At 66.1% G+C, this 23,029-nt stretch carries 27 protein-coding genes and 1 tRNA gene; 8 read left to right on the top strand and 20 right to left on the bottom strand.

Annotated elements, in window-relative coordinates:
* Window positions 1-12 precede the first annotated feature (12 nt).
* On the top strand, window positions 13-438 hold the full coding sequence (locus O6Y00_RS14220) for an acyl-CoA thioesterase (protein WP_353443239.1): 426 nt from the start codon (window positions 13-15) through the stop codon (window positions 436-438).
* A 139-nt stretch (window positions 439-577) separates the two neighbouring features.
* On the opposite strand, the gene O6Y00_RS14215 is transcribed toward O6Y00_RS14220, so the two are convergent.
* Window positions 578-1,000: a winged helix-turn-helix transcriptional regulator gene (locus O6Y00_RS14215; protein ID WP_353443344.1), complete on the bottom strand. Its 423-nt coding sequence runs from the start codon at window positions 998-1,000 to the stop codon at window positions 578-580.
* 184 nt (window positions 1,001-1,184) lie between these two features.
* Between O6Y00_RS14215 and O6Y00_RS14210 the strand changes: the two genes are divergently transcribed.
* From O6Y00_RS14210 to O6Y00_RS14200, 3 genes are read left to right on the top strand one after another with little or no spacing between them, the layout of a single operon-like run.
* A complete protein-coding gene (locus tag O6Y00_RS14210; RefSeq protein ID WP_353443238.1) occupies window positions 1,185-1,514 on the top strand; it encodes a CC_3452 family protein in 330 nt (109 codons plus the stop codon).
* 47 nt (window positions 1,515-1,561) lie between these two features.
* On the top strand, window positions 1,562-3,667 hold the full coding sequence (locus tag O6Y00_RS14205; RefSeq protein ID WP_353443237.1) for a RelA/SpoT family protein: 2,106 nt from the start codon (window positions 1,562-1,564) through the stop codon (window positions 3,665-3,667).
* Between the two features lie 47 nt (window positions 3,668-3,714).
* Window positions 3,715-4,737 (top strand): glycosyltransferase family 2 protein, encoded by a 1,023-nt coding sequence (locus O6Y00_RS14200; RefSeq protein ID WP_353443236.1) that lies wholly within the window; start codon window positions 3,715-3,717, stop codon window positions 4,735-4,737.
* A 360-nt stretch (window positions 4,738-5,097) separates the two neighbouring features.
* Here O6Y00_RS14200 and O6Y00_RS14195 read toward each other — a convergent pair whose 3' ends face one another.
* Window positions 5,098-5,826: a class I SAM-dependent methyltransferase gene (locus O6Y00_RS14195; protein ID WP_353443235.1), complete on the bottom strand. Its 729-nt coding sequence runs from the start codon at window positions 5,824-5,826 to the stop codon at window positions 5,098-5,100.
* Window positions 5,827-5,856: 30 nt separating this feature from the next.
* Window positions 5,857-6,282, bottom strand: coding sequence for a GtrA family protein (locus tag O6Y00_RS14190; protein WP_353443234.1), 426 nt, complete (start codon window positions 6,280-6,282; stop codon window positions 5,857-5,859).
* A gap of 124 nt (window positions 6,283-6,406) precedes the next feature.
* Here O6Y00_RS14190 and O6Y00_RS14185 point away from each other — a divergent pair, with 124 nt between their 5' ends.
* Window positions 6,407-8,194, top strand: a complete 1,788-nt coding sequence (locus tag O6Y00_RS14185) for an AcrB/AcrD/AcrF family protein (protein WP_353443233.1) — start codon at window positions 6,407-6,409, stop codon at window positions 8,192-8,194.
* A 96-nt stretch (window positions 8,195-8,290) separates the two neighbouring features.
* Here the strand turns inward: O6Y00_RS14185 and O6Y00_RS14180 are convergent, their stop codons facing one another.
* From O6Y00_RS14180 to O6Y00_RS14155, 6 genes are all read right to left on the bottom strand, one after another.
* On the bottom strand, window positions 8,291-8,911 hold the full coding sequence (locus O6Y00_RS14180; RefSeq protein WP_056053460.1) for a MarC family protein: 621 nt from the start codon (window positions 8,909-8,911) through the stop codon (window positions 8,291-8,293).
* The gene (gene folD, locus O6Y00_RS14175) at window positions 8,908-9,798 is read right to left on the bottom strand and encodes a bifunctional methylenetetrahydrofolate dehydrogenase/methenyltetrahydrofolate cyclohydrolase FolD (protein WP_353443232.1); all 891 of its coding nucleotides are present in this window, start codon (window positions 9,796-9,798) and stop codon (window positions 8,908-8,910) included. Before folD ends, O6Y00_RS14180 begins: the two co-directional genes overlap by 4 nt.
* On the bottom strand, window positions 9,795-10,106 hold the full coding sequence (locus tag O6Y00_RS14170; protein WP_353443231.1) for a DUF167 domain-containing protein: 312 nt from the start codon (window positions 10,104-10,106) through the stop codon (window positions 9,795-9,797). The genes folD and O6Y00_RS14170 overlap by 4 nt, the downstream gene beginning before the upstream one ends.
* Entirely contained in the window at window positions 10,103-10,405 is a 303-nt protein-coding gene (locus O6Y00_RS14165; protein ID WP_353443230.1) for a YggT family protein, read from the bottom strand. Before O6Y00_RS14165 ends, O6Y00_RS14170 begins: the two co-directional genes overlap by 4 nt.
* A gap of 216 nt (window positions 10,406-10,621) precedes the next feature.
* Window positions 10,622-11,539 carry an acetylglutamate kinase gene (gene argB / locus O6Y00_RS14160; RefSeq protein WP_056053472.1) on the bottom strand — a complete coding sequence of 306 codons (918 nt, stop codon included), beginning with the start codon at window positions 11,537-11,539 and terminating at the stop codon, window positions 10,622-10,624.
* Between the two features lie 121 nt (window positions 11,540-11,660).
* A complete protein-coding gene (locus tag O6Y00_RS14155) occupies window positions 11,661-12,308 on the bottom strand; it encodes a queuosine precursor transporter (protein ID WP_353443229.1) in 648 nt (215 codons plus the stop codon).
* A 145-nt stretch (window positions 12,309-12,453) separates the two neighbouring features.
* Between O6Y00_RS14155 and O6Y00_RS14150 the strand changes: the two genes are divergently transcribed.
* Window positions 12,454-13,719 (top strand): NupC/NupG family nucleoside CNT transporter, encoded by a 1,266-nt coding sequence (locus tag O6Y00_RS14150; RefSeq protein ID WP_353443228.1) that lies wholly within the window; start codon window positions 12,454-12,456, stop codon window positions 13,717-13,719.
* Between the two features lie 224 nt (window positions 13,720-13,943).
* Here O6Y00_RS14150 and O6Y00_RS14145 read toward each other — a convergent pair whose 3' ends face one another.
* The 3 genes from O6Y00_RS14145 to O6Y00_RS14135 all read right to left on the bottom strand — a co-directional run bounded on the left by O6Y00_RS14145 (window position 13,944) and on the right by O6Y00_RS14135 (window position 16,024).
* Complete coding sequence (locus O6Y00_RS14145) at window positions 13,944-14,498, bottom strand: fasciclin domain-containing protein (RefSeq protein WP_353443227.1); 555 nt, start codon at window positions 14,496-14,498, stop codon at window positions 13,944-13,946.
* Window positions 14,499-14,581: 83 nt separating this feature from the next.
* On the bottom strand, window positions 14,582-15,520 hold the full coding sequence (gene dapF, locus O6Y00_RS14140; RefSeq protein ID WP_353443226.1) for a diaminopimelate epimerase: 939 nt from the start codon (window positions 15,518-15,520) through the stop codon (window positions 14,582-14,584).
* Between the two features lie 39 nt (window positions 15,521-15,559).
* The gene (locus O6Y00_RS14135) at window positions 15,560-16,024 is read right to left on the bottom strand and encodes a DUF6456 domain-containing protein (protein WP_353443225.1); all 465 of its coding nucleotides are present in this window, start codon (window positions 16,022-16,024) and stop codon (window positions 15,560-15,562) included.
* An 85-nt stretch (window positions 16,025-16,109) separates the two neighbouring features.
* Here O6Y00_RS14135 and O6Y00_RS14130 point away from each other — a divergent pair, with 85 nt between their 5' ends.
* Window positions 16,110-16,670 carry a helix-turn-helix domain-containing protein gene (locus tag O6Y00_RS14130; RefSeq protein WP_353443224.1) on the top strand — a complete coding sequence of 187 codons (561 nt, stop codon included), beginning with the start codon at window positions 16,110-16,112 and terminating at the stop codon, window positions 16,668-16,670.
* Window positions 16,671-16,673: 3 nt separating this feature from the next.
* Here the strand turns inward: O6Y00_RS14130 and O6Y00_RS14125 are convergent.
* The 8 genes from O6Y00_RS14125 to O6Y00_RS14090 form a co-directional block, all read right to left on the bottom strand.
* Window positions 16,674-16,749 (bottom strand) — tRNA-Val (locus O6Y00_RS14125).
* Between the two features lie 63 nt (window positions 16,750-16,812).
* Complete coding sequence (locus O6Y00_RS14120; RefSeq protein ID WP_353443223.1) at window positions 16,813-17,754, bottom strand: MarR family winged helix-turn-helix transcriptional regulator; 942 nt, start codon at window positions 17,752-17,754, stop codon at window positions 16,813-16,815.
* A 103-nt stretch (window positions 17,755-17,857) separates the two neighbouring features.
* Entirely contained in the window at window positions 17,858-19,360 is a 1,503-nt protein-coding gene (locus O6Y00_RS14115) for an NAD(P)(+) transhydrogenase (Re/Si-specific) subunit beta (protein ID WP_353443222.1), read from the bottom strand.
* 28 nt (window positions 19,361-19,388) lie between these two features.
* Entirely contained in the window at window positions 19,389-19,706 is a 318-nt protein-coding gene (locus O6Y00_RS14110) for an NAD(P) transhydrogenase subunit alpha (RefSeq protein ID WP_056487475.1), read from the bottom strand.
* A 19-nt stretch (window positions 19,707-19,725) separates the two neighbouring features.
* A complete protein-coding gene (locus O6Y00_RS14105) occupies window positions 19,726-19,941 on the bottom strand; it encodes a type II toxin-antitoxin system HicB family antitoxin (protein ID WP_353443221.1) in 216 nt (71 codons plus the stop codon).
* On the bottom strand, window positions 19,938-20,186 hold the full coding sequence (locus O6Y00_RS14100) for a type II toxin-antitoxin system HicA family toxin (RefSeq protein WP_353443220.1): 249 nt from the start codon (window positions 20,184-20,186) through the stop codon (window positions 19,938-19,940). The genes O6Y00_RS14105 and O6Y00_RS14100 overlap by 4 nt, the downstream gene beginning before the upstream one ends.
* A gap of 10 nt (window positions 20,187-20,196) precedes the next feature.
* Window positions 20,197-21,318, bottom strand: a complete 1,122-nt coding sequence (locus tag O6Y00_RS14095) for an NAD(P) transhydrogenase subunit alpha (protein WP_353443219.1) — start codon at window positions 21,316-21,318, stop codon at window positions 20,197-20,199.
* 4 nt (window positions 21,319-21,322) lie between these two features.
* Window positions 21,323-21,445, bottom strand: coding sequence for an aa3-type cytochrome c oxidase subunit IV (locus O6Y00_RS14090; RefSeq protein WP_082441508.1), 123 nt, complete (start codon window positions 21,443-21,445; stop codon window positions 21,323-21,325).
* Window positions 21,446-21,584: 139 nt separating this feature from the next.
* Between O6Y00_RS14090 and O6Y00_RS14085 the strand changes: the two genes are divergently transcribed.
* Complete coding sequence (locus O6Y00_RS14085) at window positions 21,585-23,000, top strand: sigma-54-dependent transcriptional regulator (protein WP_353443218.1); 1,416 nt, start codon at window positions 21,585-21,587, stop codon at window positions 22,998-23,000.
* The last annotated feature ends 29 nt before the right edge of the window (window positions 23,001-23,029 follow it).

The following is a 23,029-nucleotide window of genomic DNA, read 5'->3' as shown; positions in this document are numbered from 1 at the left end:
GGCAATTTTGAAATGAGGCCGGGCTTCGCCTTCTCGACCAGGTTCCGTGTGCGCTACGCCGAGATCGACGGCCAGCGCATCGTCTTCAACTCGCGCTATCTCGAATATGCCGACGTCGCGGTCACCGAATTCTGGGAATGGACCGGAATCGCGGAGGCTCTGCCGGACGTCTGGCCGACCACCGAGTTCAACGTCCGGCGGACCGAGATCGATTACCTCAAGCCGTTCCGCCTGGGGGATACGGTGGAAGCGTTCGTGCGGATCGAGAAGCTCGGCACGACGAGCCTGACGAAGCGGTTCGAGCTCGCGCATGCAGAGACGGGGGGATTGCACACCGTCATCACCATGGTCAGCGTCCACGTCGATCTGGAGACCGGCCGCCCGGTGACCCTACCGGATGCGATCCGCACGGTGCTGGCGGAGTTGCCTAACTCCTGAACCACATGGCACCTCCCCGGCGTAGGCCGGGGCCCAGTTGGAAAGGTCGCGGTAACGACGCGCAACGCTTACCAGCGCCGTCCCCCAACTGGACCCCGGCCTCCGCCGGGGAGGTGCCTGTTGGCACGTTAGCCGCGGATTACTCCGCCGCCTCAGCCTCCACCCCATCACCGGCAACTTCCCCCGGAAGCGCCCAGATCAGGTCCCCCTTGCCCAGCACGCGCCCATCATGCGACCGCACCGACACCGGCTGCAACGGCCGCCGATCACGCGCGTCGACCAGGATCGGGAACGCCGGCACACACGTCTCCCACCGCTCGCCCCATTGCCGCAGCGCGATCATCGTCGGCAGCAGCGCGAAGCCCTTGTCGGTCAGCCCATACGCGATCTTGCGCCGATCCTCCGGAATAGTCTGTCGCTCCAGGATCCCATGCTCGACCAGCCGCGCCAGTCGGTTCGCCAGGATATTCCGCGCGATGCCGAGCTCCGACTGGAACTCCTCGAAATGATGCAGGCCGTTGAACGACGCGCGCAGAATGAGGAACGACCAGCGCTCGCCCATCGCCTCCAGCGCGGCGGGCAGGCTGCATTCGAGCAGGGGTTCGCGCAATTTTCCCACGGCGTCTTCCTTATTGGACAGCAACGGTACCGCATAAAAGGCCGAAGCGAAATGCTCCTCCGATTTCAGTTGCAACTCGCAACTAATCGGAATAGGTCTCGATTAGAAACCTTTTAGGAGTCTACCGATGTCCGTCATCCCCCGCGCCCTTCTGACCGCCGTTCCCGCCCTGACGACGGGGTTCGCCGCACTGGTCGCGACACCGGCATCGGCCCAGACCCCGATCAACTATTACATTGCCGTCCCTGCCGCCGCGCCCACCTCCACCCGGCTGATCACCAACGGCACGCCGTGGCGCTGGGAAAATGCGGCGTTCGTCTCCAGCAAGGCACCGCAACGCGACGTGATCCTCTGTGCCGCGGTCGCCAAGCGCGTCGGGCCGCTCGCCAGTTTCACGGTCGCGGGCAAGGCCTATGATGCCGACGCGCTCGCCACGTGCAACAACCACGCGAAATAACGAGGAAATTGTTGCAATGCATCGCAACCCGGCCCCATCTATGGCCGGTGCTGCGCCAATATGAACTGGTCGATCGCGTCCTCGACTACGATCCCGATGCCGACGAGGCGCTGCTGAACCGCGCCTATGTCTTCTCGATGCAGGCGCACGGGAGCCAGAAGCGCGCGTCCGGCGACCCGTATTTCAGCCACCCGATCGAGGTGGCGGGCATTCTCACCGATCTGCACCTCGATGCCGAGACGATCGCCACCGCGATCCTCCACGACACGATCGAGGATACGGTCGCGACGCCGGAGGAGATCGAGCGGTTGTTCGGCCCCTCGGTCGCGCGCCTCGTCGACGGCGTCACGAAGCTTTCGAAGATCGAAGCGCAGACCGAAAACGAGCGCGCCGCGGAGAACCTGCGCAAATTCCTCCTCGCGATGTCCGACGACATCCGCGTGTTGCTGGTCAAGCTCGCCGACCGCCTGCACAACATGCGGACGCTGCATCACATCGCCAAGCCCGAAAAGCGCCGTCGCATCGCCAAGGAGACGATGGACATCTACGCGCCGCTCGCCGAGCGGATCGGCATGTACGAGTTCATGCGCGAGATGCAGTCGCTGGCGTTCGAACAGCTCGAACCCGAAGCCTCCGAATCGATCAACCGCCGCCTCGAACAGCTGAAGAAGGGCGACGGCGACCGCATCGCCAAGATCGCGTCCGGGCTCAAGCTGGTCCTGTCGCGCGCCGGGGTCGAGGCGGATATTTCGGGGCGCGAAAAGCATCCCTATTCGATCTTCCGGAAGATGTCGGAGCGGCACATCAGCTTCGAGCAGCTGTCCGACGTGATGGCGTTCCGCGCGATCGTGCCGACCGAGGAGGATTGCTACCGGGTGCTCGGGATCATCCACCAGCGCTGGCCGATGGTGCCGGGTCGGTTCAAGGACTACATCTCGACGCCCAAGCGCAACGGCTATCGCTCGCTGCACACGTCGGTGATCCACGCGGACAGCGCGCGGATCGAGATCCAGATCCGCACGGCGGACATGCACGCACAGGCCGAGTTCGGGCTGGCGGCACACTGGGCCTACAAGCAGCAGATCAACGGCAGCGACCGGCAGGTCAGCTGGATTCGTGACCTCGTCGAGATCCTCGATACCGCCGAGAGCCCCGAGGAGCTGCTCGAACACACGCGTATGGCGATGTATACCGATCGGATCTTCGCGTTCACGCCGAAGGGCGAGCTGATCCAGCTGCCCAAGGGCGCGACCTCGATCGACTTCGCGTACGCGGTGCACACCGATCTCGGCGACCAGGCAGTCGGCGCGAAGGTCAACGGCCGCGTCGTGCCGCTGTCGACGGTGATCGAGAACGGGGATCAAGTGCAGATCCTGCGCTCGAAGGGCCAGTCGCCGCAACCGCAATGGCTCAACGTCGCGACCACCGGCAAGGCGCTCGCCGCGATCCGCCGGCACCTGCGTCAGAAGGAGCGTGTGGAGCAGATCGCACTGGGCCGCACGCTGTACGACGACATCGTTACGCGGCTGCCTGCGCAGATCGGCACCGATGCGCTGAGCCACGCGCTGAAGCGTCTGAAGCTGCCCGATGATTCGTCACTGATGGTTGCGATAGCGCGGCGAACGCTGTCCGATGCGGCGGTCATGGAAGCGTTGATGCCGGGTTCGGCCGGCGCGGACGTCACGCATGCACTCGCGCCGCAATCGAGCGCGATCTCTATCAAGGGGCTGACCCCCGGCGTCGCCTACGACCTCGCGACCTGCTGCCATCCGGTACCGGGCGACCGGATCGTCGGCTTGCGCCGGCCCGATGCCGGGATCGAGGTCCATGCGATCGACTGCCGCGTGCTGGGTGAGCTCGCCGAGCGCTCGGAAAACGAAACCGATTGGGTCGACGTGGCATGGGGCGATGCGACCGAGGGCGCGGTCGCACGCATATCTGTCATGGTGAAGAACGAGCCGGGTTCGCTCGGCATCGTCTCGTCGATCATCGGCGGGCACAAGGCGAACATCATCAATCTGCGGCTCGATACGCGCGACAAGAGCTTCCACACCAATGAGATCGACGTCGAGGTGCACGACGTGCAGCAGTTGATGCGACTTATGGCAGGGCTGCGCGCGGCCGATGCGGTGCACACCGTGGAGCGCGTGTAGAAACATCCGACGATGACGGCGGGCGCGACGGACGCTAGACGGGGGCGATGAACCGTCCGTCCCTTTCGATAGTCGTCCCCTGCTACAACGAGGCAGCGTGCCTCGACATCCTGCACGCGCGCATTTCCGGCGCGGCCAAGGTCGCGGTCGGCGACGATTACGAGATCGTCCTGATCAACGACGGCTCGCGCGACGACAGCTGGGGCGTGATGCAACGCCTCGCCGCCGCCGACCCGCGGCTGGTCGCGATCAACCTGTCGCGCAACCATGGTCATCAGTTGGCACTCACCGCCGGCCTCGATCTGTGCGCCGGCGAGCAGATCCTGATCATCGACGCCGATCTCCAGGACCCGCCCGAACTGCTGTCCGACATGCGCGCGGCGATGGCGGCGAGCCAGGCCGACGTGGTCTACGCGGTGCGCCGTCAGCGCGCGGGCGAGACCGTCTTCAAGAAGGCCACCGCTGCCGCGTTCTACCGCCTGCTGACGCGGATGACCGAGACGCCGATCCCGCTCGATACCGGCGATTTCCGCCTGATGAGCCGGCGCGCGCTCGACGCCTTCCTGTCGCTGCCGGAGCAGGCGCGCTTCATCCGCGGGATGGTCGCGTGGATCGGCTTCCGCCAGGTGCCGTTCCCCTATGACCGCGCCGAGCGGCTGGCGGGCGAGACGAACTACCCGCTGGCGAAGATGATCCGGCTGGCGTTCGACGCCGTCACCGGGTTCTCGACCGCGCCGTTGCGCTTCGCTAGCCACGCAGGGCTTGCGCTGACCGGCGTGTCGCTGCTGCTGTTCGTCTACATCGCGATCGGCTGGCTCTCGGGCAGCGCGGTGCAGGGCTGGACCTCGACGATGCTCGTCACGGTGTTTCTCGGCGCGGTGCAGATGTTCGTACTGGGGATGATTGGGGAGTATCTCGGGCGGCTGTACGTGGAGTCGAAGCGGCGGCCGCTGTATATCGTCGCGGATGTGGCGGGACCGATCCAGGGGAAGGCGACGTTGGGGTTTCGTGCGGAGCCGGTGGACGTGGTGCGGTTGCCTGACACGTCCCTACCAATCCGCGTAGACTGACGAACACCGCCTAACCCGATCCTCACAACACCCCGGCGAAGGCCGGGGCCCAATTGGAAAGGTCGCAGTAACGGAGCGCGGACCTCCGTTGGCCACGTCCCCCAATTGGGCCCCGGCCTTCGCCGGGGTGGTGGTTGCGTGGTGCTTGCTTGCCAATTCGGGGAGGTGCACCACGCCCCTATTCCGTTCGTGCCGAGTAGAGACCGAGTAGCTCCGTAAGGAGCGTGTCGAGCGCTCGTATCGAGGTATGGGGCTCGCGCGCCAACTTATCCCTCGATACGCCATCTCGATACGTGGCTTCGCCACTACTCGACGGCTACTCGGGACGAACGGAAGTAGGACGCGCAGGTCCCTTGTTCGTTACCGCGGCACCGCCAGCGTCACGATCGAAACCCCCGGCGTCATCGGCACGCGCCCGACCAGATGCCGCTCAAGCCGAAAGATCTTCTCGAACAGCGCATTCACCAGCTTCGGCGGCGGTGAGTCGTCGCTGTCGTCGCGCCCGGTCATCCGCCCGGCGATCCGCGCCGCCGCCGCCAGCGGGAAGAGCAGCGAGTTGAAATAGCCGAGCTTTTCGGGCTTCAGGCCCGCTGTCTCGATCGCTGTCTTGAGCGTGGCCTTCGAGTAGCGGCGGTGGTGGTGGTTCACGGTGTCGTGTGCGCTCCACATCCATTGGTGCGCCGGCACCGCGATCAGGATCTTGCCGCCGGGCGCGAGGCAATCCGCCATCGCTTTCAGCGCAGCGACGTCGTCCTCGATATGCTCGACCACATCGAGCACCGCGATCAGGTCGTAATGGCCCCGCGGGACGCCGGGCAGTTCGGGCAACGGTGCCGCGCCGACCGGCTTGCCGAGCCGCTCGCTGGCGATCTCGCGCGCGGCCGGGTCGATCTCGATCGCGTCGATGCTGCCGAACGCGGCGAGCATCGGCAAATTGTGGCCGGTGCCGCAGCCGATCTCGAGGATCTTCGCATCCTTCGGCAACGCGCCGTAGCGGGTCAGGTAATCGGCGAGGATGTCGCGGCGCGCGCGGTACCACCAGTGGGTGGAATCGTGGGCGGCCATCCGGTCGTAGACGATGCGGTCCATTACTTGTCGACCCTGCGATTGGAATTCATGTCAGTTGAAAACCCAGAAACGGTTGAGCACGAACGTCACGATCGCGGCAAGGAAGACGGCGGGGATCAGCGGGATCCACGGGTGCAGATGGAGCAGCGCGGTGCCGATCCAAGTGATGACCGCGTTGAGACTCAGCCCCGCGGCCTGGACGATCACGAACTTGAAATGCCGCCCTGCCCCCGCTTCCTTGGCATGCCCCTTGAAGCTCCACCGGCTGTGCAGGAAGAACCCGACCACCACTGCGACGGCGAACGCGAACGGCACCGCGGCCACCGCCTGGCGGGGCGGGAACACGTAGGCGGTCAGTGGCAGGTAGACGAGCGAGTACACGACGCTGGAAATCCCGCCGGCGATCCCGAAGCGCACGAGCTGGCCAAGCATACCGCTCGCCCGCATCTGCTCCACCTGTCGCCAAATCGCCTGCATGCCCGCCTTGTTCTTTACCCTCCGGCGATCGCGCCGGTGCCTTGTTCTTTACGGGCACCGCGATAGAGCGACGCTTGAGATACGCCCGCGCATCTAGAGTGCGTGCGGGCTGGAGGAAAGCGTTTTGGATCAGGCACCACTTCAGCGGCGGACGTTGCTGGACGAACTCGACCGGCATTGGATCGCGCTGACTTTGCTCGCCTGGGTGGCGGTGGCGGCGTGGTCGATGTTCGATCGCTGGGGCCAGATCCGCTGGCTGTCGCTCGGCGATACCGACGACAACATGCGGCTGATGCAGGTCCGTGCGCTGCTCGACGGCCAGGGCTGGTACGATCTGCGCAACTACCGGATGAACCCGCCGGTCGGGTTCGACATCCACTGGAGCCGGATCGTCGACCTGCCGATCGCGGGGCTGATCCTGTTCTTCCGCCTGTTCACCAGCAACAGCTGGGCCGAGCGGCTGGCGTGCGGGATCGCGCCGTTGCTGCCGCTGTCGATCGCGATGCTTGGCATCGGCGCGACCGTACGGCGACTGATCAGCCCTTATGCGTGGCCGCTGGCCGTCGTGATCATGGTCGGCGCGACCGGCACGATGCTGATGTTCATGCCCGAGCGGATCGATCATCATGGCTGGCAGCTCGCCATGCTGAGCCTGACGGTGGCGGGGCTGTGCGATACGAACGGCCGTCGTGGTGGTGCGATGGTGGGGCTTGCGAGCGCGGTGTCGCTGTCGATCGGGCTCGAACTGCTGCCGTATGCGGCGATGGCGGGGGCGATCATCGCCTTGCGCTGGGTGTGGGACCGGTCGGAGGCCGAGCGGTTGTCGATCTACGCGCTGACGCTTGGTGGTGGCAGCACGCTGGGGTTCGCGCTGTTCGCCTCGAACGCCAACCAAGCGATGCGGTGCGATGCGTTGACGCCGGTGTGGTTGAGCGTGATGATCGCGGCGGGGATGCTGCTGTTCCTGCTGGCGCGGTTCGGTCCGGCTTCGCGGGGCGCTCGGCTGGCGCTGGCGGTGGTCGCGGGTGCGGCGATCGTTGCGGGCTTTGCGCTGGTGTTCCCGCAGTGTCTGGGGCGGCCCGAGGGGATCTCGCCCGAGCTGCAGCGCAACTGGCTGGACAATGTCCGCGAGGCCAAGCCGATCTACAAACATAGTTTCCGGGTGGGGTTCGCGCTGGCGACGCTGCCGATCATCGGGCTGATCGGGGCGATCCTTGCCGCTTGGCGCGCACGTCGTAATCCGAGCGCGGTTGGCTGGGCTGCGGTCGCGCTGTTCACCGCGTTCGCGTGTGCGATGCTGTTGTGGCAGGTCCGTGCGGGGCCGGCGGCGCAGTTGCTGGCGATTCCGGGGGCGACGGCGCTCGGATGGTTGATCCTGCCGCGGCTACTCGGCAACCGATCGATGGCGGTGCGCGTGCTGGGGACGGTCGGTGCGTTCCTGATCGTGTCGGGGCTGTTTGCCGGGATGGTGATCCAGTATTTCCCGATCGACCGGCCGAAGCCTTATGAAAAGCGCGTCAACATGGCGACGGGCAACTGCCTGCGGACGACCGTGCTGCTCGCTCTGAACAAATATCCGGCGCAGACGATCTTCACCTTCGTCGACATGGGGCCGCGGTTGATCACGATCACGCATCACGACGCGGTGGCGGGGCCGTATCACCGCAACGGCGACGCGATCCTCGACGTCCAGCATGCGTTCGGCGGCACGCCGGACCAAGCGCATGCGATCATCAAGCGGCACGGCGCGACGATGCTGCTGTTGTGCCCGAACGCGGCGGAATCGACCAACTACAAGGCGCGCAGTCCCAAGGGGTTCTATGCGCAGATGGCGAATAACGAGGTGCCGGCGTGGCTGACGCCGCTGCCGCTGCCGGCGAAGTCGCCGTTGCGGCTGTTCAAGGTGGACTGACCTTAGCCCGTCATCCTGACGAAAGTCAGGATCCAGAGCCATTGGCGATACCGTTCTTGGCTCTGGATCCTGGGTCGAGCCCAGGATGACGTGGAGTTAGCGCAGCACCTCGGTCAGGCCGTCGATAACGAACTGCACCGCCAGCGCCGCGAGCAGCACCCCTAGCAACCGCGTGATCACGGCCTCGATCTTCGCGCCGAGGATCCGCATGATCGGCCCCGCCGCGAGCAACGCGACCAGCGTCAGCAGCAGGATCGTCACCATCGCGCCGAGCACCACGGCCGAGCGCTCGAGCCCGCTGTTGCGGCTCATCAACAGCATCACCGACGCGATCGAGCCCGGCCCGGCGATCATCGGCATCGCCATCGGGAAGATCGAGACGTCCTCGACCTCGGGATCGCTGGCCACCTTGGCGGCACGGTCCTCGCGGCGCTCGGTGCGCTTTTCGAACACCATTTCGAGCGCGATCAGGAACAGCATGATGCCGCCGGCGATGCGGAAGCTGGCGAGGCTGATCCCGAGTCCCTTCAGCAACGCCTCGCCGAACAGCGCGAACACGAACAGGATCGCCGCCGCCACGCCGACCGCGCGCATCGCCATCGCGCGCTTCTGCACGGTCGAGGCACCTGCCGACAGACCGGCGTAGATCGGTGCACAACCGGGCGGATCGATGACGACGAAGAACGTGATCAGCGACGAGATGTAGAGCTCGATCACAGGCCCGTCCGATCGAGGGTTGCCTCGTCCATAGCAATACCTTCGCGACGGCCTGCGGAGACCAGCGTGTTGCGGAGCAGGCAGGCGATCGTCATCGGCCCGACGCCGCCCGGCACCGGCGTGATCGCGCCCGCGACCTCGACCGCGCTCGCGAAATCGACGTCGCCGACCAGGCCGGCATCGGTGCGGTTGATGCCGACGTCGATGACGGTCGCGCCGGGTTTCAGCCAATCGCCCTTGATCATCTCCGGGATACCGACTGCGGCGACGAGGATGTCCGCGCGGCGGATGTGCGCGGGGACGTCCTGCGTGCGGCTATGGACGACGGTGACGGTGCAGCTCTCGCGGAGCAGCAGTTGCGCCATCGGCTTGCCGACGATGTTCGAGCGGCCGACGACGACGGCTTCGAGCCCGCTGAGGGTCGGCAGCACGCTCTTCAACAGCATTACGCAGCCGAACGGCGTGCAGGGGACGAAGCCGGGCAGCCCGGTTGCGAGGCGGCCAGCGTTGATTGGGTGGAAGCCGTCCACGTCCTTGTCGGGGTCGATCGCGGCGATGACCGCCTGCTCGTCGATATGCTTCGGCAAGGGTAGCTGGACGAGGATGCCGTCGATCGTGGGGTCGGCGTTGAGCGTAGCGACCAGGGCGAGCAGCTTTTCGGCGGGGACGTCGGCGGGGAGGCGGTGCTCGATGCTTTCCATCCCGGCTTCGCGCGTCGCCTTGCCCTTCGATCGGACGTAGACGTTCGAGGCGGGGTCCTCGCCGACCAGGACGACGGCAAGCCCGGGCGCGCGGCCCGCCTTTGCCTTAAAGGCGGTGACGCCGTCTGCGATACGGGCCCGGAGGCCGGCGGCGAAGGCCTTGCCGTCGATGATGGTCGCGCTCATGCCCGCGGCCCATAGAGCGCGGACGCGATTTCCGCCAGCGTAGTGAAATCGCCGATGATGTGCAGACGCTTCAGGCGCGCGGTTTCGCCGGACGTTATCGTTACGGCGCGCTTGGGTACGCCGAAGGTTTTGGCGACGAGAGCGACCAGCCCGGCGTTCGCCGCTCCGTCTACAGGGGCGGCAGCCAATCGCGCGGCGAAATGCTCGAAAGTTCCGGCGGCGAGTGCGTCGCGACCGCCGCGCGGCGTTACCCGGACGGCGATCGCGAGGCCGTCATCGACCGCGCGCCAGGCTGCCGGCCCGATCAATAGGCTGCGACGAGGTAGTTCTGCGCGATGTTCGGGATGACGATGTTGGTCAGGATGTAGAGGATCAGCAGCACGACCAGCGGCGACAGGTCGAGCGCACCGAAATCGGGGAGCACGCGGCGGATCGGGCGATAGAGCGGCTCGGTGATCTTCTGCAGCGCGTTCCACACGGTCCGGACGAAATCGCTGTGCGTATTGATGACGTTGAACGCGATCAGCCACGACAGGATCGCCTGGATGACGATGACCCACCAGACGAGGTTAAGCAGCAACTGGACGATCTGAAGAAGGGCGATCAAGGCAAGGGTCTCCGCTGGTGTGGTCGGATATAAGGCGGCGGGGAGAGAACGAGAAGGCCTGTGATGTCGCTGGCCTGCGCGCGAGGATTTGAGCCGCGTTGGACGCCCTCCGCCCCCGTCATTCTGGGCTTGACCCAGGATCCAGAGCCGCAAACGTTACCCTGGTGGCTCTGGATCCTGACTTTCGTCAGGATGACGGGCGTGAGAGGCGACCTCCTACCGCGAGCGCCCGTTGGCGCTGACCAGCGTGCCTGCACCCTGCTTCGTAAAGATCTCCAGCAGCATCGCGTGCGGCACGCGGCCGTCGATGATCACTGCGGCGTCGACGCCCGATTCGACCGCCGCGACGCAGGTGTCGAGCTTCGGGATCATGCCGCCGGTCACCGTCCCGTCGGCGCGCAGCTCGGCGATCCGCGCAGGGTCAAGGTCGGTCAGCAACTCACCCTCCTTGTCGAGCACACCGACGATGTCGGTCAGCAGGAAGAAGCGCGCGGCGCCCATCGCGGCGGCGATCGCGCCGGCCATCGTGTCGGCGTTGATATTGTAGGTGTGGCCGTCCGCGCCGATGCCGATCGGGGCGATCACCGGGATGATGTCGGCGGCGATCAGCGTGTCGAGGATCGTCCGGTCTACCGCGATCGGTTCGCCCACGAAGCCCAGATCGACGTGCCGCTCGATGCCCTGGAGCTTGTCGGGTTCGCGGCCGTGGCCGACTTTCTGCGCGAGGACGAGGCCGGCGTCCTTGCCCGAGATTCCGACCGCGCGGCCGCCCGCCTGGCCGATCCAGCCGACGATTTCCTTGTTGATCGAGCCCGCCAGGACCATCTCGGCGATCTGCGCGGTTTCCGCATCGGTGACGCGCAGGCCGTCGACGAAGCGCGATTCGACGCCGAGCCGCTTGAGCATCGCGCCGATCTGTGGCCCGCCGCCGTGGACGACGACCGGGTTGATGCCGACCGCCTTGAGTAGCACCATGTCCTCGGCGAAGTCGCGCTGCAGTTCGGGGTCGCCCATCGCGTGGCCGCCGTACTTCACGACGAACGTCTTGCCGGCATAGCGCTGCAGATACGGCAGCGCCTCGGTGAGCGTTTCCGCCTTGGCGAGCAGGGCGGGATCGGGCGTGTGATCGGTCATGCCGATCCCTTAGCCAGTCGATGGAGGGAACGAAAGCCGCGGACGTCGCTCTCGCTTCCTTGTTCTCCCGCGAAGGCGGGAGCCCAGACTGGGTCCCCGCCTTCGCGGGGAAACAACGAGGTCAGACTCGGTCCAACCGCCGTCCCAGCTTCACGAAGAAGGTGATCATGAAGGGCACCAGCACGATCGACAGTATGACCTTGGTGAGCATCTGCCCCTCCATCAACGCGACGATCGGCCGCTCGCCGAGGAACGAGATGGTGATGAACAGGATCGTGTCGATGATCTGCGAGATGATGCTCGCGATCATACCCCGGAGCCACACCAGCTTGCCCTCGCCGCTGCCGACCTGTCCCGACAGCTTCGAGAAGATCAGCACGTTGAGCGTCTGCGAGATGCCGTAGGAGATCAGCCCGGCGATCATCATCCGCGAGCTCTGGCCGACGACGATCGGGAACGCGTCGACCGCGGGCGGGTACATTCCCGGATCATGCGGCAGCGCCAGCACAAGGTGGATCAGCGCCGCGGACACCAGCAGCGGGATGAAGCCCAGGCGGACCAGGAACGTCGCGGTCTTCTGGCCGTGCAGTTCGGAAATCGCGCTGCTCAATACCACCAGCAGCAGGAAGCCGAAGATCCCCGCCTCGACCGCGAGCGGGCCGAGCGCGACCTGCTTCACCCCCAACACGCCGGCGATGCACACCATGCCGCCGTACAGGACCGAGAAAACGAAGAGCGAACGCGGGAACGTGGGAAGTGGTTTGTCCATCGCGCGGGACGCTAGCGAAAACGCGCGCGCCGTCAAATGACTAGCGCGCTTCAAATAACTGGCGAGCGCGGCGCTCGCGTGTCATGTCGGTCGCTTGCGCAGCCGGGGGGCGGCGCGTGTCATCGCAAGAAAACGCAGGGCGTCCATGGAAAGACTCTTCATCGGTTTGGCGGGCATCGCCGTCATCCTGGGCATTGCCGTGCTGTTGTCGAGCGACCGCCGTGCGATCCGCCTGCGTATCGTCGGCGCCGCGTTCGCGTTGCAGGCCGGGATCGCCGTCCTCGTACTGTACTCGAGCTTCGGCAAGGTCGTGCTCGGCGAGATGTCGGGCGGGGTCGCCAATTTGCTCGGCTATTCGCAGAAGGGCACCGAGTTCCTGTTCGGCAAGATGGCGACGCCCGAGATCGGCGGGCAAAGTTTCGCGATCGCCGCGTTGCCGGTCATCATCTTCTTCGCCAGCCTGGTCTCGATCCTCTATTATCTCGGCATCATGCAGTTCGTGGTGCGCTGGGTCGGCGGCGGGATCGAGAAGGTGATCGGCGTCTCTAAGGTCGAATCGCTGTGCGCGGCCGCGAACATCTTCGTCGGCCAGAGCGAATCGCCGCTCGTCATCCGGCCGTATCTGGCGGGCCTCACCCCGGCGCAGCTGTTTACGGTGATGACCAGCGGGATGGCCGGCGTCGCTGGCACCATTCTCGCCGCGTATGCGTCGATGGGTATCCGCATCGATTATCTGCTCGCGGCGAGCTTCATGGCGGCGCCGGGCGGCATCCTGATGGCGAAGATCATCATGCCCGACCGCGTGATGCCGCCAGAGGGCGAACTCGCGCTTGGCGACCTGCCGGGTGAATCATCGGCGGGCGAGCCGATGCCGCAGGCAACGCATGACGAGGAAAAGCCCGCCAATCTGATCATGGCCGCAGCCCAGGGCGCGCAGACCGGCGTGCGCCTGGCCGTCGCGGTCGGCGCGATGGTGCTGGCGTTCGTCGCGCTGGTGGCGCTCGCGAATGGCCTGCTTGGCGGGCTCGGCAACATAATCGGTTTGCCGGGGCTGAGCTTCCAGGGGCTGCTCGGCTATGTCTTCGCGCCGATCATGTTCCTGCTCAACGTGCCGTGGAGCGAGGCGGGGATCGCCGGCGGGCTGTTCGGCCAGAAGATCGTGTTGAACGAGTTCGTAGCCTACATCTCGCTCGGCACGCAGACCGGGCTCAGTCCACGGACGATCGCGGTCATCACCTTCTCGCTGTGCGGGTTCGCCAACTTCTCGTCGATCGCGATCCAGATGGCGGTGACCGGCAGCCTTGCGCCGAACCAGCGCCCGATGATCGCCAAGCTCGGCCTGCGCGCACTGGCGGCGGGGAGTTTGGCGAACCTGATGTCGGCCGCGCTCGCGGGCCTGCTGATCGGCTGAACCCTCCGTTATCCTGACGAAAGTCAGGATCCAGAGCCACGAAGGGCAGCGCTTGTTACCCTGGGTCCTGACTTTCGTCAGGATGACGGAGGGGTTGAGATGACGGGATTGGGACGACGGCGCCCCAAAACGCAATCGGGCCCGCCACCTTTCGGCAACGGGCCCGACGCAAACCACCTCGCAGGGGGGGGAGAAGCGAGGCAGCTATCTCGCGGAAACGCCGATTACGGCAGCATCACCGTGTCGATGACGTGGATCACGCCGTTCGACTGCATGACGTTGGCGATCGTGATCCTGCCCTTGTGGCCCTTGCCGTCCATGATGCCCCAGCCGGCGCCGACCTTCTTGAACATCAGCGGCTCGCCCTGCACGGTCGTGTAGGTCGCGGTGCCGCCGTTCGCCTTCGCCTTGCCGGCGATGTCGGCGGCGGTGATCGTGCCGGGGACGACGTGATAGGTCAGGACGCTAGCGAGCTGCGCCTTGTTCTCGGGCTTGAGCAGCGTGTCGACGGTGCCGGCGGGCAGCTTCTTGAACGCGGCGTTGGTCGGCGCGAACACGGTGAACGGACCCGGGCCCGACAGCGTCTCGACCAGGCCGGCGGCCTTGACCGCGGCGACCAGCGTCGTGTGATCCTTCGAATTGACCGCGTTCTCGACGATCGTCTTGGTCGGGTACATCGCGGCGCCGCCGACCATCGGGTTGGTCTGGGCTGCGACGATGGCGCTGCCGCTGACGGCAACGGCGGCCGCGACGATCGCGGTACGAATGAAGTGGTTCATGGCTTCTCTCCTGCGTGCGGAGCCGGTGTGCGGCGCCACTGCGGGGAGATACGGACGCGCCCGGATAAGGACGCAGCCGGTGTTCAGATCGTCGCGAGAAGTCCCGCCCAGGCCGCGATCTCATCGTCGTGCCGCCGCGTGACGACCAGGTCGCTCGCGGTCGCCGTGTCGAGTTCGACCTCGATCGTGCCGGTCCACTCGAACGTCGCATTCCCCGAGAGCGTGACCATCGCCGTCTCGCTCGCCTCGGCGCGAACCAGCCCGCCCTTGTTGAAGACGGTGGTCGGCGTGTCGTACGCGATCCGCCCGGTCAGGCACGCGGCATAGGTCGACGCCGCCATCGCGCTGCCGCAACTGTCGGTCAGGCCGACACCGCGTTCGAACGTCCGCACGAACAGGTCGTGGCCACGCACCTCGACGAAACTGACGTTCGCGCGATTGGGAAGCCACGCGGGCGCCGCCTCGCACGCTTCGCCAACGCGGACGAGCTCGGCTTCGTCGACGGCATCCACGAACGTCACGAGGTGGGGGTTCGGCATCGCCACCGCCGTGAAGGCGCGGTCCGTCGGCAAGGGCGCGATAGGCGTGTCGACGATGCGATCGCTCTCGACATGCATCGGCCCCGCTGCGACGTCCAGAGACGCGGGGCCAGCGATCTCGCGCACGGTGAACACGCCATCGGCGATATCAGCATCGCGCTCGACGGCCGCGTCGCTGGTTTTCAGCAGCGCCATAGCAGTCTCGGTACCCGTGGCCGCGAATCCCGCGCGCGCAACGCAGCGCAGGCCGTTGAGGCACGTCTCCGACTCGCTACCATCCGAATTGAACATTCGCATCCCGAACGCGTGGGTCGCGTCGCCGCCCGTAAGCAGCAGGAGCCCGTCGCCACCAACCGGCCCAACGCGATCCGCCAGCGCCCGCGCAACGGCCGCCCAAGCCGCATCGCCAAGCGTCGACGCGCGCGCGTCGATCAGCGGAAAGTCGTTACCGGAGCCGTGGCATTTGATGAGGTCGAAGCGCATGCCAGCCACTTAGTCACGCCCGCGCACCAATGCGAGCGCCTAACCAATCCCGTAATGCGCAGCCAGCCGATCGAGCGCGAGCGTCAGCACGACCCGCCCCGCGCGTGCCGGCCACTGCAACGCCTTCTCCGCGACCGGCAGCCCCTCCCCCGCACAGACCACGCGCCACAGAATATCCGCTAGCCCGGGCCCCGCCGCCGCTAGCGCCACGTCGAACCGACGCTTCGCCGCGATCTGCGCCGATGTCGGATCGAGCCCGTCGCCACCTCCCCCATCGACCCGCTCGACCCAGCGCATCGTCACGCTCGGCGCGATCGACGCGCGTTCGTAATCCGCCCGCAGCCGCTCCCCCGCCTCGAACTGTCTCACGTCGATCAACGCGCGCGATCGCAGCCAGCCGAGCGGCGACTCCGCGAGGTTCACGGTGACCATACGACCGCGACGCATGCCGGCCGCTTGGGAAACACCCTCCGAATCGACCGTCCGCTCTACCAGTACGCGCATCCGCCATCTCCCGCTGCGCTTGACGGTTGCCATATTCGCCTAGTTGTAGGACAGAAGAATAACCTATCTGGTTTGGAGTCGTCCGATGATCACCGCGATCCGCGAAGTTCGGCGCGCCAAAGGGCTGACGCTGCAAGACGTTGCCCGCCGCTGCGATCCGAAGACGACCGCGCAGACGATCGGTCGGTTGGAAACCGGCACGCGCACGGTGTCGATCGGTTGGCTCAACCGGATCGCGGCAGCGCTAGGGGTCGAAGCATCGGATCTGGTGAGCTTACCCGACCGGACCGACCTGCCTGTCACAGCGATCCTCGACGGCTCTGGCGTCCACGCCCCTCGCCGCACGACGATCGTGCCCGCACCTCGGGTGGCAGCCGGTCAGATCGCGGTCACCGTCGCTGGCGGAGTCGGCGACTACCGCGCCGGCGACGTAATCTGGTGCGCGATGCTGCCGCCCGGAGGGTTCGCGACTGCGCTCAACCGAGACGTACTCGTTCCGCAACCGGGGGGGCGGTTCGCGTTCGGCAGGCTGACTGCCAGCGACGGCGTGGTAACGCTCGTTCCGCTCAACGCCGGCTCGCAATCCACCGAGATAGACGACCCGGCGTGGCTCGCGGTCACGGTGCGACTGATACGCGATCTATAGGGATGGTGGGCGATGACGGGCTCGAACCGCCGACATTCTCGGTGTAAACGAGACGCTCTACCAACTGAGCTAATCGCCCCCTCTCGGGTGAATGTGCGATGCCAAAGCGCGGGAGCCGGGGCAAGCTAAAAGGACGGGACCGTCATGGAATCCGTAGATCGGCGCCTCTGGTAGCCACGATATACCCGCGCATCGCCTCGCTCGCGCGGTCCGACAGCACCATGAACGCGCGGCGACGATCGTGCATGTCGGGGCGGCGTTCGAACAAGCCGGTGTCGGTCATCCGCGCGATCCAGCGCAGCGCGGTGGTCGGCGCGACCGCCGCGGCGATGCACAGGCTCGACACCGACACGCGGCCGCGCTCCAGTTCGGCGGCGTAGAGATCGAGCAGCATGTCCCAACCCGGATCCTCGAACAGCGTCGCACCAAAGAACTGGTCGCGCAGCCGGCGAGCACGGATCGCGCGGCGGACATCGGCCGCGCTGGGTTCGCTCATCGCAGGCGAGGCGCCGTAACGGTTGGTCCGATCGCCGACGATAGGTGGCGCGACCGCATCGTCGTCGATCTCCGCACGCGTAAGACGCGCCAGCACCTCGGCGATCCGCGCGACCTCGCTATTCAACCGTTCGAGCCGGGTACCATCGGTTTCGCGCGATACGTCGAAGACGCCCGCGGGGCTGCGCGCCTGTTCGGCGGCGACGACGATCGCGCCGACGCAATCGCCGACGGTCGGATCGACCAGCAGGATCGTCCCGCCACCCAGCGTCGCAGCCGCAACCGCATCGATCTGATCGCCGTTTAGCGCGACGACCAAGCCGGCCTCCAGCGTGGTGACCCACGCCAAGATTTGCGGCAGGCGCTCGGCGAGCAATGCCGCATCGACCCCTGCCGCTTCGACGATGATGACACGCGGCACGGCCTGCACGTCGGGCGCCATGTCCCAATCGAGACGCATTACGATCCGCCCCCCTGCCGCAGCCAGTGCTGCCGCCAACCGATCCGGCGCATCGTCCGCCGCGACCAGGATCGCATCGATCCGGGTATCGTAGCGTATCTCGGCAGGCTGCCCATTCATTGTCGTCATGCCGGTCTCCGCGGTGTCGCGAAGCCTAACCTCGATCATGCCGATCGTTACACTCGAACTAGATCGACTTCCGTTCGAGTTCGTCGGCGACCCGGCAGCACGACTAGTCGAGCGCCTTGACGATATCCTCGACCATCTTCTTCGCATCCGCCAGCAGCATCATCGTATTGTCGCGGTAGAACAACTCGTTATCGACGCCTGCATAGCCGACGCCGCCCATCGAGCGCTTGATGAACAATACCGTCTTGGCCTTTTCGACGTCGAGCACGGGCATGCCGTAGATCGGCGAGGACTTGTCGGTCTTGGCGGCGGGGTTGGTCACGTCGTTCGCGCCGATCACGAACGCGACGTCGGTCTGTGCGAACTCGCTGTTGATGTCCTCGAGCTCGAACACGTCGTCATACGGCACGTTCGCTTCGGCCAGCAGCACGTTCATGTGCCCCGGCATGCGCCCCGCGACGGGGTGGATCGCGTATTTCACGCGGACGCCCTCGGCCTTCAGCTTGTCGCCCATCTCGCGCAGGACGTGCTGCGCCTGCGCGACCGCCATGCCGTAGCCGGGGACGATGATGACCTGTTCCGCCTGGCTCATGAGGAACGCGGCGTCCTCCGCCGAGCCGCGCTTCCACGGCCGATCGCTCGCGACCGCGCCGCCGCTGGTGTCCGCGACCGCGCCGAAGCCGCCCGCGATCACGCTGATGAAGCTGCGGTTCATCGCGCGGCACATGATGTAGCTGAGGATCGCGCCCGAACTGCCGACCAGCGCGCCGGTGATGATCATCGCACTGTTGTGCAGCGTGAAGCCCATCGCGGCGGCCGCCCAGCCCGAATAGGAATTGAGCATGCTGACCACCACCGGCATGTCCGCGCCGCCGATCGGCACGATCAGCAGGAAGCCGATGACGAAGCTCAGGATCACGACCGTCCAGAAGATCCACGGTGCCTGGTCGGTGACGAAATAGGCGATCAGGCCGAGGATGCCGGCGAGCAGCGCGATGTTGATGACGTGGCGGCCGGGCAGCATGATCGGCTTGCCGCCCATGTTGCCGTTGAGCTTCAGGAACGCGATGACCGAGCCCGAGAAGGTGATCGCACCGATCGCCACGCCTAGCCCGAGTTCGATGCGGCTGACCGGGTGGATGACCGCGAACGGCTCGCCGATCAGCGGGATGACGAGGTCGGAAATCCCGAACGCCTGCGGGTTGAGATACGCGGCGACGCCGACCAGCACCGCGGCGAGACCGACGAGCGAATGGAACGCGGCAACGAGCTGCGGCATCGCGGTCATCGCGATCCGTCGCGCGGTGACGAGGCCGATGACGGCGCCCACGCCGATGGCGACGAGGATTTCGACGACTGTTATCCAATCCACCACGGGACGGTCCAGAATTGCACAACGACCGATACCGAGCGGGCAGCCGTTCATCCGCATCGGCACATGCGTCACCAGCGTCGTCACGACGGCGATCGTCATGCCGATGATGCCGAAGCGGTTGCCGCGCTGGCTCGACGCCGGGCTCGACAGCCCGCGCAACGCGAGGATGAAGCACACCCCCGCCACCAGATAGGCGAGCGAAGCCCAGGGGCTGACCGTCAGTTCATGCATCGCGCGTTCCCCTTCACGTCCGTATCGCTCACTTGCTCGTGGCAGGCGCGACCGGCCGTTCCTTTTTCTTGTACATCGCCAGCATCCGCGCGGTGACCGCGAAACCGCCAAAGATATTGATGCTCGCGAGCACCACCGCGAGCAGCCCGAGCGCCTTGGCGACGCCCGATCCGGCGCCGATGCCTGCCGCAGCGGCGGCGATCAGCGCGCCGACGATGATGACCGAGGAGATCGCATTGGTCACCGCCATCAACGGCGTGTGCAGCGCCGGCGTCACCGCCCAGACGACGAAATACCCGACGAAACACGCCAGCACGAAGATCGACAAAATCGCGATAAAGTCCATTGTTCGGTCTCCGATTTTCTCAGGCTGCCGCGCGCGCAGCGGCGGGGACGGTGCGTCCCATGTCTTCGGCAGCTTCGATCCAGCAGGCGATCGCATCATAGGCGTTGGCAAGCGCGTCCTGCGGCGTGTCGCCGTCGGACTTGCAGCCAGGGAGTGCCGGAACAACCGCAAGATATCCCCCACCATCCGAAGGCGACAGCGGCCGGATCATGACTTCATAATCTAGCGGGTTCATCGTTCCGTTCTCCGCACCGCATCGATGAACCTGACGAGATCGCGAATATAGGCCGGCTTGATCGGCCGGTGCGCCGGGATCTTCAGGATTTCGATCTGGCTTGCATGCTTCACCTTGTAGTGTGAGCCGTTGCGAGGCGGGCTGCAAGATATCCCCTCCTCCGAACACGCGGCGACGACATCCTGGATCCGCCAGTCCCGCGGGTTGGCCCGCATCGCATCGAGAAGCCGATCGCCACGGGTCACGCTCCCCGGATCATGCCAGCAGCCTTGGGTTCACGATCCTGCCGCCTTGCGTCAGGCGGATCGCGTCGCCGATCTCGGCGTCGAGCACGGGTCGCCCAGCCTCCTTGTCCCAGAAGGCGTTGAGGAAGTTGTACAGGTTGCGCGAGAACAAGGCGCTGGCGTCTGCCGCCAACCGAGACGGCACGTTGCGATGGCCGACGATCTTCACGCCGTTCACCACGACCACTTGATCCGCGACCGAGCCCTCGACGTTGCCGCCCTGTTCGACCGCGAGATCGACGATCACCGAGCCCGGCTTCATGCTCGCCACCTGCGCCGCCGAGATCAGTCGTGGCGCCGGACGCCCCGGGATCAACGCAGTCGTGATGACGATATCCTGCTTGGCGATGTGCCCCGACACGAGTGCCGCCTGCGCCGCCTGGTATTCGGGCGACATCTCGCCGGCGTACCCGCCCGTTCCCTCGCCCTCGATCCCGGCGACGTTCTCGACGAAGATCGGTTTCGCACCGAGCGACTGGATCTGCTCGCGGGTCGCGGCGCGCACGTCGGTCGCCGACACCTGAGCGCCGAGCCGCCGTGCGGTCGCGATTGCCTGGAGTCCGGCGACGCCAACGCCCATCACGAACGCCTTGGCCGCACTGATCGTACCTGCCGCAGTCATCATCATCGGGAACGCGCGGCCATATTCGGCGGCGGCGTCGAGCACCGCCTTGTACCCCGACAGGTTCGACTGCGACGACAGGATGTCCATCGACTGCGCGCGCGTGATGCGCGGCATGAACTCCATCGCCAGCGCCTCGTAGCCCGCCGCGGCATAGGCATCGACCCGCGCACGTTCTGCAAAGGGATTGAGGCTGGCGACAATCCATGCCCCCGGCGTCACGCCACTAAGCCCGGCAGGGTCGGGCCCCTGCACGCCGAGCACGATGTCCGCCCCCGCCAGCGTGTCAGCACGGTCGCCCACCGAAGCGCCTGCATCCGAATAGGCGGCATCGGAGATCGAAGCCGTCTCCCCCGCACCTGCTTCCACGGCCAGCGTCGCACCCAGCGCAACGAATTTCTTCACCGTTTCCGGCGTCGCGGAAACCCGCCGCTCGCCGTCCGCTTGCTCTTTCAGGACGGCGATCTTCATGCCGTTACGAGATCAACCAGATGACGAGAGCGACGACCAGCGCGCATCCGACCGCACCCCATTTCATCATCCCGGTCACGCTCGAATACGTCGCGACGTGCGCCTTCATGTCTCCGTTGCCGGCCATGGTTCGTACCCCAATCTTTTCGGTGTCATCCTCTATGGCCACGACCTTACCGCGCACTTGCAGGATCGCAAGCCCGGCACTTAAGTCGCCCTTTACTTAACCCCGCTATTGCACGTGCCGGAACGGGACAGGATTCGCCATGACGCGCAATGGGCAGCGCCTTCTATTGCTGATCGACGACGAGCCCGCGCAGCGACGGCTGGTAGCCGCGCTCGCCGCGCGTGGCGGGTGGCGCGCGGTCTTCGCGGCGGACGCCGAAATGGCGATCGCGACGCTCGGTACGCAGGACGGCATGCAGCTCGATGCGATCGTGCTCGACCACTGCACACCCGATGCCGACGCGACCATGCTGATCGCTGCGCTGCGCGAACGCCGGCCGGCGCTGCCGATCCTGATGCTGACCGCGAACGGGTCGGTTTCGCACGCAGTGAGCGCGATGCGCGCGGGGGCGACGGATTTCCTGGTCAAGCCGCTCGCGCCCGATCGGTTTCTTGCCGCGCTCGATGCCGCCGTCGTCGGCACGTCGGCGGGCGAGTTGCGCCCACTGACCGAAAAAATTCCCGCGCTGCTTGCCTTCGACGAGATCGTCGGATCGTCGCCCGATTTTCGCGCCGCGCTGGCGATCGCCGCAAAGGCTGCGCGCACGCGGGTGTCGATCCTGCTGGAAGGCGAAATAGGCGTCGGCAAGGACGTCATCGCCGAGGCGATCCACGCGGCCAGCCCTCGCGCCAAGAAACCGATGACAAGCGTCAATTGCGGCGCGATCCCTGCCAATCTCGTCGAATCGGAGTTGTTCGGGCACGAGAAAGGCGCGTTCACCGGCGCCTTCGAGCGCAAGATCGGTCGATTCCAGGATGCAGATGGCGGTACGCTGTTCCTCGACGAGGTCGGCGAGATGCCGATCGAGGCTCAGATCAAGCTGCTGCACTTCCTGCACACCGGCGAGATGCAGGCGATCGGCGCACGCCATCCGCGCGAGGTGGACGTCCGGGTGATCGCCGCCAGCAACAATCGACTGCTCGACGAGGTCGAGGCCGGCCGTTTTCGCGAAGATTTGTACTACCGATTGAACATGGTGCAGGTGACGATACCGCCGTTGCGCGAGCGGACCGGCGACATCCCCTCCCTTGCCCGTCACCTGCTCGCGCGCATCGCCCAGCAGCCGGGGCTTCGATCGCTTGGCATCACCGACGACGCGCTCGAATTGCTGGTGCAGTATGATTGGCCGGGCAACGTCCGCCAGTTGCAGAACGCGCTCTTCCGCGCAGCCGTGCTGTGCGAAGACGCCGCACTGACACGCGACGACTTCCCGCAGATCGCAGCCCTCGGTAATCGCCAGCGTGGCCCGGCCGCAGCGGTCGCCGGCGGCGGCGGCGTCACGCTGTTCCGCTCCGACGGCAATCTGCGGGCGCTGGAAGAGATCGAGGCGGACGTCATCCGCCTCGCGATCGGCCATTACCGCGGCCGCATGACCGAGGTTGCGCGGCGCCTCGGGATCGGCCGCTCGACGCTGTACCGCAAACTCGGCGAACTGGGCATCGACAACGCTGCTTAGTTTAGCGGGTTATGTCCGATCAGATCAGG

It is taken from the genome of Sphingomonas faeni (assembly GCF_040407565.1).
Taxonomy (GTDB): Bacteria; Pseudomonadota; Alphaproteobacteria; order Sphingomonadales; family Sphingomonadaceae; genus Sphingomonas; species Sphingomonas faeni_F.
This window is presented reverse-complemented; position numbering and strand designations above follow the sequence as displayed.

Coding starts and splice junctions, on each gene's coding strand:
- O6Y00_RS14095 (WP_353443219.1), bottom strand. CDS start 21,318: ATGAAGATCGCCGTCCTGAAAGAGCAAGCGGACGGCGAGCGGCGGGTT.
- O6Y00_RS14145 (WP_353443227.1), bottom strand. CDS start 14,498: ATGAACCACTTCATTCGTACCGCGATCGTCGCGGCCGCCGTTGCCGTC.
- folD (WP_353443232.1), bottom strand. CDS start 9,798: ATGAGCGCGACCATCATCGACGGCAAGGCCTTCGCCGCCGGCCTCCGG.
- argB (WP_056053472.1), bottom strand. CDS start 11,539: ATGACCGATCACACGCCCGATCCCGCCCTGCTCGCCAAGGCGGAAACG.
- O6Y00_RS14215 (WP_353443344.1), bottom strand. CDS start 1,000: ATGGGCGAGCGCTGGTCGTTCCTCATTCTGCGCGCGTCGTTCAACGGC.
- O6Y00_RS14105 (WP_353443221.1), bottom strand. CDS start 19,941: ATGAACCCGCTAGATTATGAAGTCATGATCCGGCCGCTGTCGCCTTCG.
- O6Y00_RS14220 (WP_353443239.1), top strand. CDS start 13: ATGAGGCCGGGCTTCGCCTTCTCGACCAGGTTCCGTGTGCGCTACGCC.
- O6Y00_RS14190 (WP_353443234.1), bottom strand. CDS start 6,282: ATGCAGGCGATTTGGCGACAGGTGGAGCAGATGCGGGCGAGCGGTATG.
- dapF (WP_353443226.1), bottom strand. CDS start 15,520: ATGCGCTTCGACCTCATCAAATGCCACGGCTCCGGTAACGACTTTCCG.
- O6Y00_RS14130 (WP_353443224.1), top strand. CDS start 16,110: ATGATCACCGCGATCCGCGAAGTTCGGCGCGCCAAAGGGCTGACGCTG.
- O6Y00_RS14150 (WP_353443228.1), top strand. CDS start 12,454: ATGGAAAGACTCTTCATCGGTTTGGCGGGCATCGCCGTCATCCTGGGC.
- O6Y00_RS14200 (WP_353443236.1), top strand. CDS start 3,715: ATGAACCGTCCGTCCCTTTCGATAGTCGTCCCCTGCTACAACGAGGCA.
- O6Y00_RS14115 (WP_353443222.1), bottom strand. CDS start 19,360: ATGCATGAACTGACGGTCAGCCCCTGGGCTTCGCTCGCCTATCTGGTG.
- O6Y00_RS14110 (WP_056487475.1), bottom strand. CDS start 19,706: ATGGACTTTATCGCGATTTTGTCGATCTTCGTGCTGGCGTGTTTCGTC.
- O6Y00_RS14210 (WP_353443238.1), top strand. CDS start 1,185: ATGTCCGTCATCCCCCGCGCCCTTCTGACCGCCGTTCCCGCCCTGACG.
- O6Y00_RS14120 (WP_353443223.1), bottom strand. CDS start 17,754: ATGACGACAATGAATGGGCAGCCTGCCGAGATACGCTACGATACCCGG.
- O6Y00_RS14085 (WP_353443218.1), top strand. CDS start 21,585: ATGACGCGCAATGGGCAGCGCCTTCTATTGCTGATCGACGACGAGCCC.
- O6Y00_RS14135 (WP_353443225.1), bottom strand. CDS start 16,024: ATGCGCGTACTGGTAGAGCGGACGGTCGATTCGGAGGGTGTTTCCCAA.
- O6Y00_RS14195 (WP_353443235.1), bottom strand. CDS start 5,826: ATGGACCGCATCGTCTACGACCGGATGGCCGCCCACGATTCCACCCAC.
- O6Y00_RS14090 (WP_082441508.1), bottom strand. CDS start 21,445: ATGGCCGGCAACGGAGACATGAAGGCGCACGTCGCGACGTATTCGAGC.
- O6Y00_RS14155 (WP_353443229.1), bottom strand. CDS start 12,308: ATGGACAAACCACTTCCCACGTTCCCGCGTTCGCTCTTCGTTTTCTCG.